Genomic DNA, 16,031 nt, shown 5'->3' with positions numbered 1-16,031 from the left:
ACTTGCATGTGTTAGGCACGCCGCCAGCGTTCATCCTGAGCCAGGATCAAACTCTCAAATAAAAGTTTATCAGGCTCAGATACTATTGTTATCTAAATATCTGGCTTTATGGTTTGTTTCTTGTTTTTATAAATTAACCTACTGTTTAATTTTCAAAGTTCATTTTGTTCTCTTTCGAGTACAGTAATAATAATATCACCTTTCAAATAACAAGTCAATACATTTTTTTATGTTTTTTTACATTTTTTCTATTCTTTTGTATAAAACAAATTTATCTTGTTACACTTTCATGTAGAATTAATCCTTATTTTGTTTCCACTTTATTATCTATTAATTGTAAGTTATAGCTTCTAATAACCTCTATTAGTAGTTCTGCATATATACGATTCCCACTTTTATCTTCAGCTGTACTATATCCAGCATCTTCTAATGCTTGTGCCTGACTAATATAGTCTTTTGCTTCAAACAATCCATTTTTTCTATACCTTTTATTATTTACTAAAAATAAACCATGGTCTTTTACAGAGTCCTCTAATGAACCATATGACCTAAAACTTGCTACAATTTTTTCATTATAATGTTCAGAAGTTGAAATTGCTACACTTTTTCCCTTCCACGCTTTATCTGCCTTTATACCAAATAAATTATTACTTTGCTTTGTAAGTTTAGAATTGCCCCACCCAGATTCTAATATTGCTTGTCCAATTGTTATAGATGGTAATATACCATAATCGATATACTCTCTTATAGCTGAGTCTTCTAATTTCTTTATAAACTTAATTTTTTCATCACTATCTTTTAGTTCCTTATTTCCAAGATATGTGTATTCTAAATCCTTCATGTATTTTTTTGCTCTACTTTTTTGAGAAGCGTCAAATTTCAATTCATTCAATACTTTCTTAAACTTTTTTACCTTGTATACTTTTTCTCCTTTATCATTTTTGTCTTCTACTATAAATTTTTCACCAACATTTAATGTATCTTTCTTTTTTATATTACTTAAATCTTCATCATAAATTACCATATCTATAGCAAGTAACTCCTTCCAGCTTAATTGAACTTTTCCGCCCCCTGCTTCATCAGCTACATCCATATAGTATTCAATTTTAGTAGTTTTTATATCTCTTACCTTATATAAGTCTTCAAAATATTTTGTTATATTAAAAACAGCTATTATACTTGCTATTATAAACACAGTAATAAGTATCTTCTTAAATACAAGCTTTAACCTTCTTACAGCTTTATTTTTGCCTAAATTTTTTATACATTTTCTAGCCATATTATTCCCCCTTGCTAATTGTATTCCTTATCTTATCATAATTTTTATATTAAGTCGTTATATTTTAATTCTGTCTTATATAAAATTTAAATTAAGCTAACAAAAGCTAATTTAAGTATCTTCAATTAAATTTTTTTACTATTATATCCACTATATACTTGCTTGCATTTCCATCCCCATATGGATTTGAAGCTTTACTCATTTGAATATAATTATTTCTATTTGTTAATAATTGTTTTACAGAATTATATATATTTTCTTCATTTGTACCTATTAATTTAAGTGTTTTTGCTTCAATACCTTCTATTCTTTCTGTCTTTTTTCTTAACACAAGTACTGGTTTCCCTAGCGATGGAGCCTCTTCTTGTATTCCACCACTATCAGTCATTATCATATATGCTTTTTTTAAAAAATTGTGAAAATCAACTACCTCCAAAGGCTCTATAATGTGAATTTTTTTAGAGTTTTTCCCAAATACTTCACTGGCTATACTACGTATTTCAGGATTTAAATGTATAGGATATACTACCTGTACATCTTCAAATTCATCTACTATTCGCTTTACAGCTCTAAATATATTTCTCATAGGTTCTCCTAAGTTTTCCCTCCTATGAGAAGTCAATAAAATCATTCTGTCATCACCAAGCTTATCCATTATAGGGTGAGTATAATTTTCTCTTATTGTCATCTTTAATGCATCAATTGCAGTATTGCCTGTTACAAATATATTGTCTTCAGACTTTCCTTCTGAAATTAGGTTTTGTTTTGCCAAATTAGTAGGAGCAAAGTGTATATCAGCAATAATTCCTGTAAGTTGTCTATTTAGTTCTTCTGGAAATGGAGAATATTTATCATAAGTTCTAAGTCCTGCTTCTATATGACCTACTAGAACTTTACTGTAAAATGCAGTTAAACTAGTAGCTAGAGTTGTCGTTGTATCTCCATGTACTAAGATTACGTCTGGCTTTTCTTTATCTATAATCATGGGAAGTTCATTTAAAACTTTACATGTTATATCATTTAAACTTTGCCCTTTTTTCATTATGTCTAAATCATAGTCTACATTTATATTGAAAGTTTCTATAACCTGGTCAAGCATTTCTCTATGTTGTGCTGTCACACACACAATACTTTTTATATGCTCTCTTTTTTCAAGTTCCTTAATTAAAGGAGCTACTTTGATAGCTTCAGGTCTAGTTCCAAATACAGTCATAACCTTGATGTCATCCATTTATATCTCTCCTAATCAACTATTTATATACTATAATTGTCTATTTATATAACAAATTTATTTATACCAAGATTTAATAATCTTTATACTCTCTTTTGATGGATAAAAGTTTTTTTCTTCATCAATTTTACCTACACAAAACACAGAAAAACCATTTATCCAATCCTCTTTTTCAAAAACTCTCCTATATGCTTCAAAGCATCTCGCTTGTTCTTCATCATTTATAATTTCTGAAGGAACATGATTCCATGGTTGAGAACTTGCATTTTCTCTATTTGAAAAGCCTAATTCTCCAAAAAATATCGGTTTACGATGAACCTTATAAAGATTATATAGTTCTTCTTTTATATTTTGTCCTCTATTATTCACAGTAGATGAATGTAAAGCAGAAACCAATTCATCAACTGTATTGACAGATTTATCACTTAACTCAAAATACGCTGCTATGGATATAAAGTCTAACTTATCAAAAAAATTATTATTTAGTTTTTGTTCATAAGATAATTTACTATTTAAATCACCTTTTCTTGTATACCACCAATTAGTTCTATATGTTACAAGACCATCAAATTTTGATTGTACAAAATCTATTATTTCACCCCAATTTTGTTGATATTCTTCTAGGTATACAAAATTAGAGCCTACATTTAAAACCTTTACATCCAATGGATTTGCTACATCTTCTATAAGTTCATTTAATACAGTATTTTGCCAGTTATAAAAAAATCTTTTTTTATTCATAGGATTCCAATCTGTCTCATACAACTCTCCATTTTTTATCCATGGATATGCTTCCAATATTGTGGAAATACCCTGCTTGTTTAATTTTTTTATTAGTTTGATTGCCTTTTTTTTGCTATTAGTATCTATTGACATGATATCAGAATTAATATCATCTACAGTTATAACTATAGGTACATTTATTGTATTCAATCCTAGCTTATCTATATCCTTCATAACTTGATTTATTTCATAATCTATAGATAAATTGGCTGATTTAATCTTGCCCTCATACTGGCTATCTACTAAACTTCTATTTTTTAATTCAATATTTACAAAATAAATTATAAATACAAAAGTTAAAATAATTCCTAAGATTAAAATATTTTTCTTAAATTTAAATTTGTTTATATTTTTATTCAAATCATATACCTCATTTTAAAATAATAAGTTTACTGTATTATCTTCTTTTATATTTCTTGATAAATAATATTGATAGAATTATAGCTACAGTTATAACAATAAAAGAAACAACAAAAAAAACTTTAGCTGTTTTACTTATATTCAATTCTCTACTTGAATCTTTTATTTCTTTATTTATTTTTGTATTGTAATTTAAATCTTTTACTTCTCCATATTCATCAATTGTTAGTGTATCTCCTTTTAAATCATTGCCTTGACTTTTATTTAATAAATAATCCATTCCTAAATATAAATTTTTTTCAGCTATTGAGCTGATTACCATAATATTTCTTTGATTATTGTAAGGTGATTTTATCAATTGTATTGATGAAATGTTTTTACCATAATCGTCAATAAAGCTTATCTTATCATTTGATAAAAAGTTAGAATAGTTTTTATTGAACTTTACATTTAAGTTGCTATTTATCATCTTTATAACAGAGTTGTTAAGTGGTACTCCAAAAACTATAATATTCGCATCTTTATATTTATTGATAAACTCTTTTCCTCTAATTACATTTATGTTTCCTTCATGTGAACTAATATTTGCACCTAAATTAACACCTAGTCTGGACATCCATGTCATTGCTTGAGACCCAGAATAATCTGGCATTATTACAGTTAAATCATTAAACTTATCATTCTTAACAAATGGATATGGATAACTTTCAAAATTCAGTGACTGATTTTCTTTTGTCGATAATTCCAAGTAAGAACTATTTGACACGTATGCCCAAGGATTATTACTTTCTCTTGTAACACAATTTAAATTTTTTATATTTAAATTAAACACCAACTTAACTTGATAGTAGTTTTTATTATCTATATCTTTAGGTATTTTTAATTCTAGCTTGTCATTGTCTGAATATGCTCTATCTAATTTTTTACTTCCTACAACAACATCATTTATATATACTGTAACTAATGACTTGTCAAAATCCAAATTATCAGAATATCTTAAATTTAAAACAATCTTTGAACCATTATTTAACTTTCTACCTTTTGGTATTCTAACATCAAATAAAGCTTGTTGACTAAATGCACCTTCCAATAAAATATCTGCATATCCTAATTCTTCTAAAGTCATATGTCCTAAATTTAATTCTTGTTCACCATCAATCTTTATATTAGTATCTTTATTTACAAGTATTGATGATGATAGAATTTGATTAGAAAGTCTATTGTCTATCAATACTTTAGATGCTTTTATTAAATCTTCTTCATTACTACCTATTACCACCAGCATCTTCTTATTATTGTTATACGGAGAATTTATCTGCTTAATTATACAATTTGAAGATAATAAAGTTTGTTCCTTTGCACTTAGAATATTCAAAATTTCTTCTGCTGTATTTTCAGGTTTACCAATGTATATAATGTTATCATCTGACCAGTTCTTCATTTCTGAATATAATTTAACGTCAAACTGTAACTTATCGTTCTGTGTTATTTTTCCAAATTCTGATGCTAAATTAAACACAGCTGTAGATTCACCTCTACTCATATTATCTGGAACTACTAAAGTTGTATCTAATTTAAAATTTTCTTCAATTTCTATATATGGATATGGATACTCATTTATTGAATTGCCCAATTTTTTCTGCTTATATCTAATTGATGTATAAGATTCCTTATGAATAACCATCCAGTTTCCAGTGTTAGAATCATCCTGACATATTTTGTCAGATATTGTTTTATATGCTTTTACTTTTATTTCATTATATCCTTGTATTATATAATCTTTAGGTATTGATACTTTTAATGTATCTTTATAATCTTTTTTGGCATTTAGTTTAATCGATTTTATTGGTACATTATTTATTAAGATAGTTAAACTTGAAACATCTCCATTTAATATTTGACTCTTACTAAAATTAAGATTAAATAATACTTCCTCAACATCCCAATTTTTGTTTACTTCAAAAAAAGTACTATTGCTACCTATAACTCCATCAATAGTTACATCTCTTTCAAACTTATAATTTTTGACTTTGGTTTCATCAGCTTTTACTTCATCTACAAATGCGATATTTGAAAAAAACAATACTAAAGATACAATTAATACAACAAATTTTTTCATGTTAATACCTCCTGTACATGAATTAAAATCTTTCCGTTTTATACCATTTAACTTCTCTTTTGAAAATTATATCTTTTAAATACTCTACCATTCCTTTTATAGCAACAAATAGCCATAGTTGAGAATATGTAAAATACATAAGTGCTACTATAAATATATTCTCAATTGTAGCCTCACCTTTTTCTATAGTTAAGCTTATACTCACTTCTATGATAAATAAAATGTATGATAGTATCCATATTATAATAAAGTTGATTGGAATAGAAATCTCTATTAATTTAAATACACTTAAAACAAATAAAATATCTGAGATAATAACAGATGTTAAAAATAGAAAATATACAGAAAAAAAGTAGGCTATATCAAATACAATTTTATTTTTACCTTGTTTAAATATATTTTTTATATATTTCATTAAAACGTATATATTCCCTTTTGCCCATCTGGTCCTTTGCTTTATCCAAACTTTAATAGTTTCTGGTTCCTGTTCCCATGTTATCGACTGTGGCACAAGCTTTATTTTATATCCTAACTTATATATTCTAAAGCTAATTTCTGTATCTTCTGCAATTGCTTTGCTATCCCATCCCCCAATTTCTTCTATAATACTTTTTCTCAATATAAAGTTAGTTCCTGGTATTGTACATAAATTAAATAATTGCCATCTACCAGCTTGAGACATCCATTGAAAGCTTAAGGTTTCAATATTTATAAATTTCGTCAATAGATTTTTACTTTTATTTCTAGTTCTAAACTTTCCAATAACAGCACCTAATTCATCATCTAGAACTATTGTTTGTATTAAATACCTAAGTGCATCTCTATCTGGGGTATTATCTGCATCATATACTGCTATAAACTCTCCTTTTGAAATTTTATATCCAATATTTAATGCATTTGATTTTCCCTTACCTCCAGTCATGCTATCTGTATTTATAATAGTAAAATTATAGTTTTTGTATTTACTCTTTATGCTTTCTAAAATTTCTCTACTATTATCAGAAGAGTTGTCATTTATCACAATAAGTTCCATTTTATCTTTAGGATAATTAAGTAGTAATAAAGATTCCACAGTCCTACCTATCACCTTTGCTTCATTATGAGCAGGAACAAGTATTGATACCACTGGATATCTATCAATTTTTTTTATTTTTTTATCAAAGTTCTTAAAATAAAATAGATATCCCCCCATAGCTAAAACTATATTTATAAGTAGTAAAGACCATATACTAAATAAACTAAATATAAATAGATACTCTGATACATTTAATCCTCTCATAAAATTCACCTAAAATCTTTTTAAATATTAGCACTTCATCTAAACTTTTTTATTTTAAAAATTTCTTTTTATCTATTTTTTTAAAATATATAAATATAATTACAAAAACTAAAACACTTATAGATACTATTGATATTAAAATTTTGCTGATTTTAGATATAGATTTAAACCTAGTTTCATCTTCTTTATTTTTTTCTAAATTTCTATCATAGTTGACTTTAATTTCATTACCATTATTTCTTATTTGTATCTCATCAACCTTTACCCAATTATCAAAATCTCTTAAATCCAAAAACTCTATATTTTGTTTTTCTAGGTATTCTATTGTATCTTTCAAATATTTTATATCTAAATACGAATGAAAGAAAAAACCACCACTAAAACCTCTGACAATAGATAGTGTATCTAAATTTTCTTTTATGTTTTGAAAAGTAAGTTTATCTTCTGGGTCTATATATCCCAAATTTTCAGGAATGAATATGTTAAATTCTTCTGTATCCCTAATTACATATGGATACGTATTTGTGCTAAATTTTTTATCATTATTTTGATGTTGCCCTACATAAGTAGAAAAATATTTTTTTAATTCTTTATATCCTTCAGATTCTATTGCATAATGAGGAGCTTCAAATGCAAGAGGATAAATTCCATTTTCTATACATATTCTAAGCCCTTTTAAAACCCTATCTTTCACAAAAATTGTCATATTTTCTTTTAATGGCTCATCTTTTTCCCCATCCCAAAATTCATATCCTTCTCCAGAAACTTCTTCATTTTTATATTTATGTGTGTATCCATGTAATATCACTGTACCACCCTTATCTTGCATATATTTTACTGCTTTAACAATCTCAGGGCTTTCTGATAAAGTCGTTATCTTATGATTTTTAGGATTTACATAAGCTGGTATCAAAGCAATTGTAAATGGTATATTCTTATTGCTTAAATAATCAGCTATTTTTATTAATTCTTTTGGTTCTCTAAATGCATGTAAATCTTCTATTCTTACGAATATACGACCTTTATTGAAAGTTTTAACATTAAACACATCATTTAGTGAATCACAAAATATATAAAATAAAACACCATCTAAATCCAACTTTGACACATAGAAAAGATTTTTATCATTTACAATATACGGATATTCATTTACTGTATCACTAATAGTTCCTATAATTTTATTGTTTTTATCTGTTGATTTTACAATATTAAATAAATAGTGTTCCTCCAAGTTATACTCTTTACCTTTATAGGTTACACTGTTTATATTATTTGTTTTTTTTACATATTCTAAGTTATATTTCTTATATTCCAACAGATTTTCTATACCATGCCCTAACCAGCAGATGACTCCTTTATAGGAATCTAATGAATTAATTAAGGTGTTAGTTTTTTCATCATTACTATATGAATTTTCATTTATTCCTATAATAAATATATGACTATAATAAGTTTCATTTATCTCATTATCATAGTTGCTTAATTTTAATAACTCTATATTTGAGCTAAATCTACCTAATAGAGTCCTCACAATTTTCAAGATATCTCGATTGTAAGATGTTTCTTTCTTAGAATCATAAATAACCAGTACCTTATTTGTATTAGAATAAGTCTCTACCGCATATGAGCATATATTAAAATTTGACATTATCAATACTATTAAAAGCGCAATTAACACTTTAGATAAATTTTTATTGTAAGTTTTAAACATCATACTGCAATTCCTCTTCAACCATATTCTTAAAATTTATACTGTCTCCAAAAGTATCTTTATACTCTAAAATTGCAATTTTCACATCTATATTTACATATCTTCCTTTATTATTTAAATCTAAGTTTAACTCTTTTATCCTCTTCTTTATTCTATCTCTAACAACTTTTGAGCCTTCTAATGCTGTGTTTGGCATCAGTATTCCTATCATATCTTTTTGTAAACTGTATATTATATCTTCATTTCTTGTACATTCCACAATATTTGAACTAATATATTTTACTATTTTGTTAGTTTTACTTTCACCAAATATAGTCTGTAGGTTTTCATAATATGGTAATTTTACTATCATAAGAGAAAAAGTAGTAGTATATCTGACTGACTTACTTATTTCCATATCTACATCATTATAAAAAATTTTTAAGTTTCTAAGCCCAGTTTCATTATCTATAGTTACTAGTTCCTTATATTGTTCAGTTAATTTTATATTTGTAAGTTGTAATTCATTTATGTTTTTATTTATGTTCCCCATTATAATTGAAGATATTGGTATTGCTATTATCCATATATATGATATAAACTCAACATCTATATTGTGAGTAATATTGTTATATAAAATATAGGATGTATATATAAATATAGTTATTGAACTTGTTATTAAACCAACTACTGAGTTTGATAAATAAGTTAACATTATTATAAAAAAAATAACTGATAACATTATAAATACATTCAGTTTATTTTCTGTTCTGATAGATAGTATTACTATCCCAACAATTAAAAATATAAAAACAAACAAACTTAACATTAATAAATCTATCTTTTTATTTGTCCCATTCATTTTTTATAAATTTACACCTCCAATTATTTTATTAAGTTGCCCATTTTTTCTAATTATTATTAAAATCAATATGTAAATAATTTTTTAACTTAATAAAAATAAATTAAATTATATATATATAAATAATAAAAAAACAAGCAAATATTTAAGATTAATGCTATCTATTTGCTTATCTTTAAAATAATTATCATGTATGTATTTATAGTAAATAAATTATATATATCTATAACATACACATATTTATGTATAAGCAAAAAAATAAAACTGTTCAATAATTAGAAAATAATTTCTAAATAAGAACAGTTTTATTAAGTAAATATTATTAAATAAATAATACTCTATTTTGATTTTAACTCTATCCAAGCCTTATCGTATAACTTGATGTTTTCACCAATATCTTCAAAAGTTTCACATTTAGCAAGTACATCCTTAGATGGATATGCAACAGGATTGCTAGTTATTTCTGGGTCCAATAACTTTAGTGCTCCTGTATTAGGTGTTGAATATCCAATATACTCAGCATTTACTTTTGCATTTTCTGGGTCTAGCAAGAAGTTTATAAATAACTCAGCTTCTTTTTTATTTTGTGCTGTTGTAGGTACACACATAGCATCCACCCACTTGTTTGTACCTTCTTTAGGTATAGCATAATCAAGGTCAGGATTTTGATCCATCAATGTAACTGCATCTCCAGAATACAACATCCCCATTGCAACTTCTCCACCTAATAATCTATCTTTTCCTTCGTCGTTTACATATGCTAAGACCAAATCCTTTTGCTTTATTAAAAGATTTTTTGCTTCATTTATTTCTTTTGGATTTACACTATTCATACTGTATCCTAATTTTTTAAGGGTTATCCCTATAGTATCTCTAACAGAGTCAAACATCATCATGTTTCCTTTATATTTTGGATTCCAAAGTATATTCCAACTATCTATAGGCTCTTTAACTTCTTTTTTATTATATAAGATTCCAAGAGTACCCCACATATATGCAACACTATATTCATTAGTTTCATCATATACAGGATTTAAAAAACTCTTATCTAAATACTTCATATTAGGTATGTTTTTAAAATCTATTTTTTCCAAAAGACCTTCATTTTTCATTTTTTCCACCATATAATCTGATGGAAAAACTAAATCATAATGAGTGCTACCACTCTTAACCTTTTGATACATCATTTCATTAGTATCATAAGTTGAATACTGAACTTCTATTCCTGTTTCTTTTTCAAACTTATATATAAGAGATTCATCTATATAATCACCAACATTATATACATTTAGAACCTTTGTAGAATCTGTTGATTTATTACATCCTGTAAATAAAGTTGCTGTAATCATACCTACAGTTATAAGGGATATTATTTTCTTAAACTTAATCATTATTTAGTCCCCCTTACTATAGATTCTTTTTTATTAGCCAATAGAAGTAATCCTAAAACCACCGCAAACATTATCGTTGATAATGCATTTATTTCAGGCTTTATACCTCTTCGAGCCATTCCATAGATTTCTATAGAAAGATTACTTACACCATTTCCAGCATTAAAGAAACTTATTATAAAGTCATCTATTGACATAGTAAATGCAATCAAAAATCCAGAAACTATACCTGGTTTTATTTGTGGTAAAATTACTTTTCTAAGAGCATACATAGGTGTTGCTCCTAAGTCCATAGCTGCATCTTCTATATTATCAGGTAATTGCTTCATTTTTGGTAAAACTGAAAGTATAACATATGGCAAACAAAACATTATATGTGCTAATAACATTGTTGTAAAACCAAATTCCATTTTTACAAATACAAATAGACTCATAAGGGCTACTGCTGTAACTATTTCTGTATTTAAAATAGGAAGGTAGTTTACATTCAGTATTAATTTTTTACTCTTCCCTCTCATCTTATGTATCCCTATAGCACTTATAGTTCCTACTATTGTTGATATTACAGATGCTAATATAGCTATAACAACAGTGTAATATAAAGCACTCATTATACTTTCATTTTGAAGTAATTGACCATACCATTTCCACGTAAATCCATTCCATCTTGCCATTGATTTTGAATCATTAAAAGAAAATAGTACCAATGCAAATATGGGTGCATACAAAAATAAGAATACTAATGCTAAATATATATTAGAAGTTATTTTCTTTAATTTTAAAATAGTAACCCACCACCTTCTTTGTCAGATTCATCTCCAAATTTTGACATTATCGACATGGATATTAATATTACTATCATCATAAATATCGATATAGCTGAGCCAAAGTTCCAATCTCCAACAACTGTGAATTGTTGTTCAATTAAATCTCCAACTAACATTATTTTACCTCCACCTAGCAGTCTTGATATTGCAAAAGTAGTAACTGCTGGCATAAATACCATAGTTATTCCAGACATTACTCCAGGCAAACTCAAAGGAAATATAATTTTTCTAAATACTGTCATGTTATTTGCACCTAAATCATGAGCAGCATTTATTAAATCATTATCCATCTTTGAAAGTGCTGTATATATTGGAAGAACCATAAATGGTAAAAAGTTATATACCATACCTAAAAGTATAGCAACATTAGTATACAAAATTGCTAATGGCTGTATTCCAAACCATCCTAAAAATGTATTTAAAAGTCCATTTTTTCCTAATATAGCTACCCATGCATATGTTCTTAAAAGAAAATTCATCCACATAGGAAGAATAAACAACAGTATTAATGAACCTCTTCTACTTACATGAGCTTTTGAAATTATATATGCCACTGGATAACCAACTACAAGACATATCAATGTAGCTACTCCTGCTAAAAGAATAGAACGAGCAAATACTTTAATATATATAGGGTCTATTACTTCTTTATAATTCTCAAGTGTAAATGCATAACCTGTACTTGAGTCTTTTGTAAAACTGAAAAATACTACTAGTATTAAAGGAATTATTACAAATATCGCACTCCAAACTACATATGGATATGCTAAAAAAGATTTCTTCTTCATATTAGTTACTCTCTTTTCTCATTATATGGATGTCTTCTGGATATATGTCCATGCCTAGTTCTACTCCAACTTCAGCATTTTTAGTATTATGAAGTATCCACAATCTTCCATTTTCATTTAATTCTATTTCATAGTGCACTCCTTTAAATACTGTAGATGTAACTTTCCCCTTTAACATTCCTTCTTCTGGCTTTACCATTTTTATATCTTCTGGTCTTATTACTACTTCTATATTTTCATTTTTTTCAAATCCTTTATCTACGCACTCAAACTCTCTATTACAGAAATTTACTTTATAATCTTCCATCATAATTCCATCAAATATATTACTTTCACCTATAAACTTTGCTACAAATGAATTTTTAGGTTCATTGTATATATCTTGAGGTGTTCCCATTTGTTGTATTTTACCTTTATACATTACAACAATAGTATCTGACATAGTAAGAGCCTCTTCTTGGTCATGAGTTACAAACACAAATGTTATTCCTAATTTTTTTTGAATTCTTTTTAATTCTATTTGCATTTCTTGTCTTAATTTTAAATCTAATGCTCCAAGTGGCTCGTCTAGTAACAATACTTTTGGTTCATTAACTAAAGCTCTTGCTATTGCAATCCTCTGTTGTTGTCCTCCACTTAATGAGTCAACTTGTCGTCTTTCAAAGCCTTCTAGTGCAACAAGTTTTAAAACCTCTTTCACTTTAGCATCTATTACATCTTTTGGAGTCTTTTTAATTTTTAGTCCAAAAGCTACATTTTCATATACATCCATATGTGGAAATAAAGCATATTTTTGAAACACTGTATTTACTTGTCTTTCATATGGTGGCAAATTATTTATCTCTTTACTTTCAAATAAAACTTTACCATCATCAGCATACTCAAACCCTGCTATTATTTTTAATGTAGTAGTTTTTCCACATCCACTTGGTCCAAGTAAAGTTAAAAACTCATTTTTCTTTATATCTAAATTGAAATTATCTAAAACAGTAAGTTCCTCATAATGCTTAGATATATCTCTTAATTCTATTATATTTTCTACCACTTATTAAACACCTCTATTCTAAAATGATGGTGGCGTACTTACCCAAATCACTTTTGCTGTCGTTTTACCTTCGTTTGATATATAGTGATTTGCTCTTGGTCTAAAGTAAAAGCTTTCTCCTTTTTTTACCTTATTTTTCTTTTCGCCTATATGAACATATATTGAACCTGCTAATACATATCCAAATTCTTCACCTTCATGTGGCTTTTCTTCTTTATATTGTCCACCTGGATACAATGTTATTATTATTGGCTCCATTTCATTTTTTTGTGAATTTGGAATTAACCACTTTAATTTATATTTTAAATCTTCATCTTCAGTTTCAAACATGTCTTCTTTTGTAAAACTAATTCTTTCGTCATCTATTTCATTAAAAAATTCCCTTAAATTTGTACCTAATATCTCAAGTATATCTATAAGGGTAGCTATGGATGGTGATGTTAAGTTATTTTCTAGTTGAGAAATAAATCCTTTTGACAATTCACATCTATTAGCTAACTCTTCCTGGGTCAGTTGTTTTTCTGTTCTTAATCTTTTTATCTTTTCACCTATATCCATGTTGCACCTCCTAATTTTTGTTTTATTTTACTAAACATTTTGTTTACTAAACATTGAGTTTAAAATTTGTAAACAACATAGGTAATTATATATAAAATTTAGATATAATACAAGACTTTTTTGCTAATTTTTTTATTTTTTTAGTTAGAATAAATACAAGCATTTTAAAGGCTTTGAAAATACACAATTTGAATGTGTTTATATTAATATCTATAAAGTTTAGTATCTCTAATTATAAATAAATCAATTCATATAACATATATAAAAGCTTTTAAAGTCTTAGAATATGTTAAGTAAATAAAAAATTGCTAAAAATCTATATTTTATAGTTTTTTAGCAATCCATATCTTTTAATATTTGAAATTTTATATATTTACAAGAAAATTTTTATTTATAATTACTATATACTTCTAATTAATTCTTTATAGAGCTATTTAGCCATATTTTGAGTAGCAGGTTTTTTATCTCCGCTCACATACAATTTTATAAATTTTATATCATCTATTATAAATCTATGTTTGATTTTACTACAATCTAATTTAAACAAATTGAATAATATTTGTGTAAGATATCCTAGACCAAATGCACTTATTATAGTTCCTATGCCAACTTTTCCACCTAAGAAAAATCCAACTATTAATGCACCAACTTCTATAGTTCCTCTTATTAAGTTAAGTGATTTTCCTGTTTTCTTTTGAAGAGCAACCATCAAACCATCTCTGGGTCCACTTCCTAGACCACTTCCCATGTAAAATACCATTCCAAGAGCTACAAGCCCCAAACCTAAAATTAACATAATTATTCCTATTAATACACTATCCGTCTTTGGAATTAAGTTAGTATATAGAAGTAAGTCCATAAAAAAGCCAATTAATAACATATTGAATACAGTTCCCCATCCTACATTTTCACCTAGAATAACATCAGCTATAACTACTATAGAGCCTACAATTATAGAGGCAGTCCCTATAGTTATTCCTACATGATTTGAAAGACCTTGATGAAACACATCCCAAGGAGATAAACCTAGGTTACAATTTATCGTCAATACTATACCAATTGAACATATAAATAGACCTAAAACCAGCTTTGAAAATTTCCATAATACTTTTTGTAACAAAATCTACCCCTCCTAAACATAATTTAACTACTCACCTTAAATACCAAAAGTCAGCAGTTTTCGTGCAAAAATCCTATCTTATAAATTTTATAATCTAACTCTATGATACATCATTTTATGCTAAATAACTACCATTTTATTACAATTTGGTTACAAATTTTCAGATTATTTTTTCGAAGAAATAATTTATGTTTTCTACAATTAAACACTATATTTTCAATTTTATTTATAATTAAATAATAAAAGCTATTTAAACATATTTTATTATATTTAAATAGCTTTTATTTTATTATGGTAATATTATTGTTAGTATGCAGCATTTAGTTTTTCTTCTATTTTCTTTTGAATAAATCCAAATACAAATAATATGAACCAATACACAAATCCTGCTACTAAGAAAGCTTCTAGATATTTATATTTACTACCGCCATTATAATTTGCTGTTGCCATTATTTCTATTACCCCTATAGTAAAAGCTAGTGATGAACCCTTAATTAAATCTACAAAGTGATTAGACAATGCAGGTATAGCTACTCTTATAGCCTGTGGCATAACTATTCTTCTAAATATTTGTACATTACTTGATGATATTTTTATTTACATGAATTTAAACTTTATTTATATACCATAATTTAGTTTTATAATTTTTAAACTTACACATCACTCTTTACTTTAATATAAGTTAAATTTAAAACATTT

The 16,031-nt window shown here is 26.5% G+C and carries 14 protein-coding genes and 1 rRNA gene; all 15 read right to left on the bottom strand.

Annotated elements, in window-relative coordinates:
• Window positions 1–62, bottom strand: a 16S ribosomal RNA gene (locus IC218_RS15110); the annotation flags it as partial.
• A gap of 242 nt (window positions 63–304) precedes the next feature.
• Window positions 305–1,279, bottom strand: a complete 975-nt coding sequence (locus IC218_RS15105) for a glycoside hydrolase family 73 protein (RefSeq protein ID WP_227482915.1) — start codon at window positions 1,277–1,279, stop codon at window positions 305–307.
• Window positions 1,280–1,400: 121 nt separating this feature from the next.
• Window positions 1,401–2,510 carry a non-hydrolyzing UDP-N-acetylglucosamine 2-epimerase gene (wecB, locus tag IC218_RS15100; protein WP_227824788.1) on the bottom strand — a complete coding sequence of 370 codons (1,110 nt, stop codon included), beginning with the start codon at window positions 2,508–2,510 and terminating at the stop codon, window positions 1,401–1,403.
• A 57-nt stretch (window positions 2,511–2,567) separates the two neighbouring features.
• Window positions 2,568–3,653, bottom strand: coding sequence for a glycoside hydrolase family 113 (locus IC218_RS15095; protein ID WP_227436611.1), 1,086 nt, complete (start codon window positions 3,651–3,653; stop codon window positions 2,568–2,570).
• Between the two features lie 37 nt (window positions 3,654–3,690).
• Complete coding sequence (locus IC218_RS15090; protein ID WP_227824787.1) at window positions 3,691–5,772, bottom strand: cellulose biosynthesis cyclic di-GMP-binding regulatory protein BcsB; 2,082 nt, start codon at window positions 5,770–5,772, stop codon at window positions 3,691–3,693.
• A 22-nt stretch (window positions 5,773–5,794) separates the two neighbouring features.
• Window positions 5,795–7,051 (bottom strand): glycosyltransferase, encoded by a 1,257-nt coding sequence (locus IC218_RS15085; RefSeq protein ID WP_227436615.1) that lies wholly within the window; start codon window positions 7,049–7,051, stop codon window positions 5,795–5,797.
• A gap of 49 nt (window positions 7,052–7,100) precedes the next feature.
• A complete protein-coding gene (locus IC218_RS15080; protein WP_227824786.1) occupies window positions 7,101–8,765 on the bottom strand; it encodes a DUF2334 domain-containing protein in 1,665 nt (554 codons plus the stop codon).
• On the bottom strand, window positions 8,755–9,603 hold the full coding sequence (locus tag IC218_RS15075) for a diguanylate cyclase domain-containing protein (protein WP_227436619.1): 849 nt from the start codon (window positions 9,601–9,603) through the stop codon (window positions 8,755–8,757). The genes IC218_RS15080 and IC218_RS15075 overlap by 11 nt, the downstream gene beginning before the upstream one ends.
• Before the next feature lie 338 nt (window positions 9,604–9,941).
• Window positions 9,942–10,994 (bottom strand): ABC transporter substrate-binding protein, encoded by a 1,053-nt coding sequence (locus tag IC218_RS15070; protein WP_227824785.1) that lies wholly within the window; start codon window positions 10,992–10,994, stop codon window positions 9,942–9,944.
• Window positions 10,994–11,668 (bottom strand): ABC transporter permease, encoded by a 675-nt coding sequence (locus IC218_RS15065; RefSeq protein WP_227436781.1) that lies wholly within the window; start codon window positions 11,666–11,668, stop codon window positions 10,994–10,996. The genes IC218_RS15070 and IC218_RS15065 overlap by 1 nt, the downstream gene beginning before the upstream one ends.
• Window positions 11,669–11,772: 104 nt before the next feature.
• Window positions 11,773–12,609 (bottom strand): ABC transporter permease, encoded by an 837-nt coding sequence (locus tag IC218_RS15060; RefSeq protein WP_227436623.1) that lies wholly within the window; start codon window positions 12,607–12,609, stop codon window positions 11,773–11,775.
• Window position 12,610: 1 nt separating this feature from the next.
• On the bottom strand, window positions 12,611–13,654 hold the full coding sequence (gene potA / locus IC218_RS15055) for a spermidine/putrescine ABC transporter ATP-binding protein (protein ID WP_227436625.1): 1,044 nt from the start codon (window positions 13,652–13,654) through the stop codon (window positions 12,611–12,613).
• Between the two features lie 18 nt (window positions 13,655–13,672).
• The gene (locus tag IC218_RS15050; RefSeq protein ID WP_021383760.1) at window positions 13,673–14,212 is read right to left on the bottom strand and encodes a helix-turn-helix domain-containing protein; all 540 of its coding nucleotides are present in this window, start codon (window positions 14,210–14,212) and stop codon (window positions 13,673–13,675) included.
• Between the two features lie 430 nt (window positions 14,213–14,642).
• On the bottom strand, window positions 14,643–15,332 hold the full coding sequence (locus tag IC218_RS15045) for a YczE/YyaS/YitT family protein (RefSeq protein WP_227436626.1): 690 nt from the start codon (window positions 15,330–15,332) through the stop codon (window positions 14,643–14,645).
• A gap of 306 nt (window positions 15,333–15,638) precedes the next feature.
• Window positions 15,639–15,902: an ABC transporter permease subunit gene (locus tag IC218_RS15040; RefSeq protein WP_227824795.1), complete on the bottom strand. Its 264-nt coding sequence runs from the start codon at window positions 15,900–15,902 to the stop codon at window positions 15,639–15,641.
• Window positions 15,903–16,031: the final 129 nt, after the last annotated feature.

This window comes from Clostridioides sp. ES-S-0005-03, from assembly GCF_020658455.1.
In the GTDB taxonomy this organism is placed as follows: Bacteria; Bacillota; Clostridia; order Peptostreptococcales; family Peptostreptococcaceae; genus Clostridioides.
Note: the sequence above shows the minus strand (reverse complement) of the source record. Positions and strands in the feature narration are given on the sequence as shown.

Bases quoted from the DNA above. Each gene is read 5' to 3' on its own strand.
- IC218_RS15080 (WP_227824786.1), bottom strand. From the start codon at position 8,765: ATGATGTTTAAAACTTACAATAAAAATTTATCTAAAGTGTTAATTGCG.
- IC218_RS15085 (WP_227436615.1), bottom strand. From the start codon at position 7,051: ATGAGAGGATTAAATGTATCAGAGTATCTATTTATATTTAGTTTATTT.
- IC218_RS15070 (WP_227824785.1), bottom strand. From the start codon at position 10,994: ATGATTAAGTTTAAGAAAATAATATCCCTTATAACTGTAGGTATGATT.
- IC218_RS15050 (WP_021383760.1), bottom strand. From the start codon at position 14,212: ATGGATATAGGTGAAAAGATAAAAAGATTAAGAACAGAAAAACAACTG.
- IC218_RS15075 (WP_227436619.1), bottom strand. From the start codon at position 9,603: ATGAATGGGACAAATAAAAAGATAGATTTATTAATGTTAAGTTTGTTT.
- IC218_RS15060 (WP_227436623.1), bottom strand. From the start codon at position 12,609: ATGAAGAAGAAATCTTTTTTAGCATATCCATATGTAGTTTGGAGTGCG.
- IC218_RS15090 (WP_227824787.1), bottom strand. From the start codon at position 5,772: ATGAAAAAATTTGTTGTATTAATTGTATCTTTAGTATTGTTTTTTTCA.
- IC218_RS15105 (WP_227482915.1), bottom strand. From the start codon at position 1,279: ATGGCTAGAAAATGTATAAAAAATTTAGGCAAAAATAAAGCTGTAAGA.
- IC218_RS15065 (WP_227436781.1), bottom strand. From the start codon at position 11,668: ATGGCAAGATGGAATGGATTTACGTGGAAATGGTATGGTCAATTACTT.
- wecB (WP_227824788.1), bottom strand. From the start codon at position 2,510: ATGGATGACATCAAGGTTATGACTGTATTTGGAACTAGACCTGAAGCT.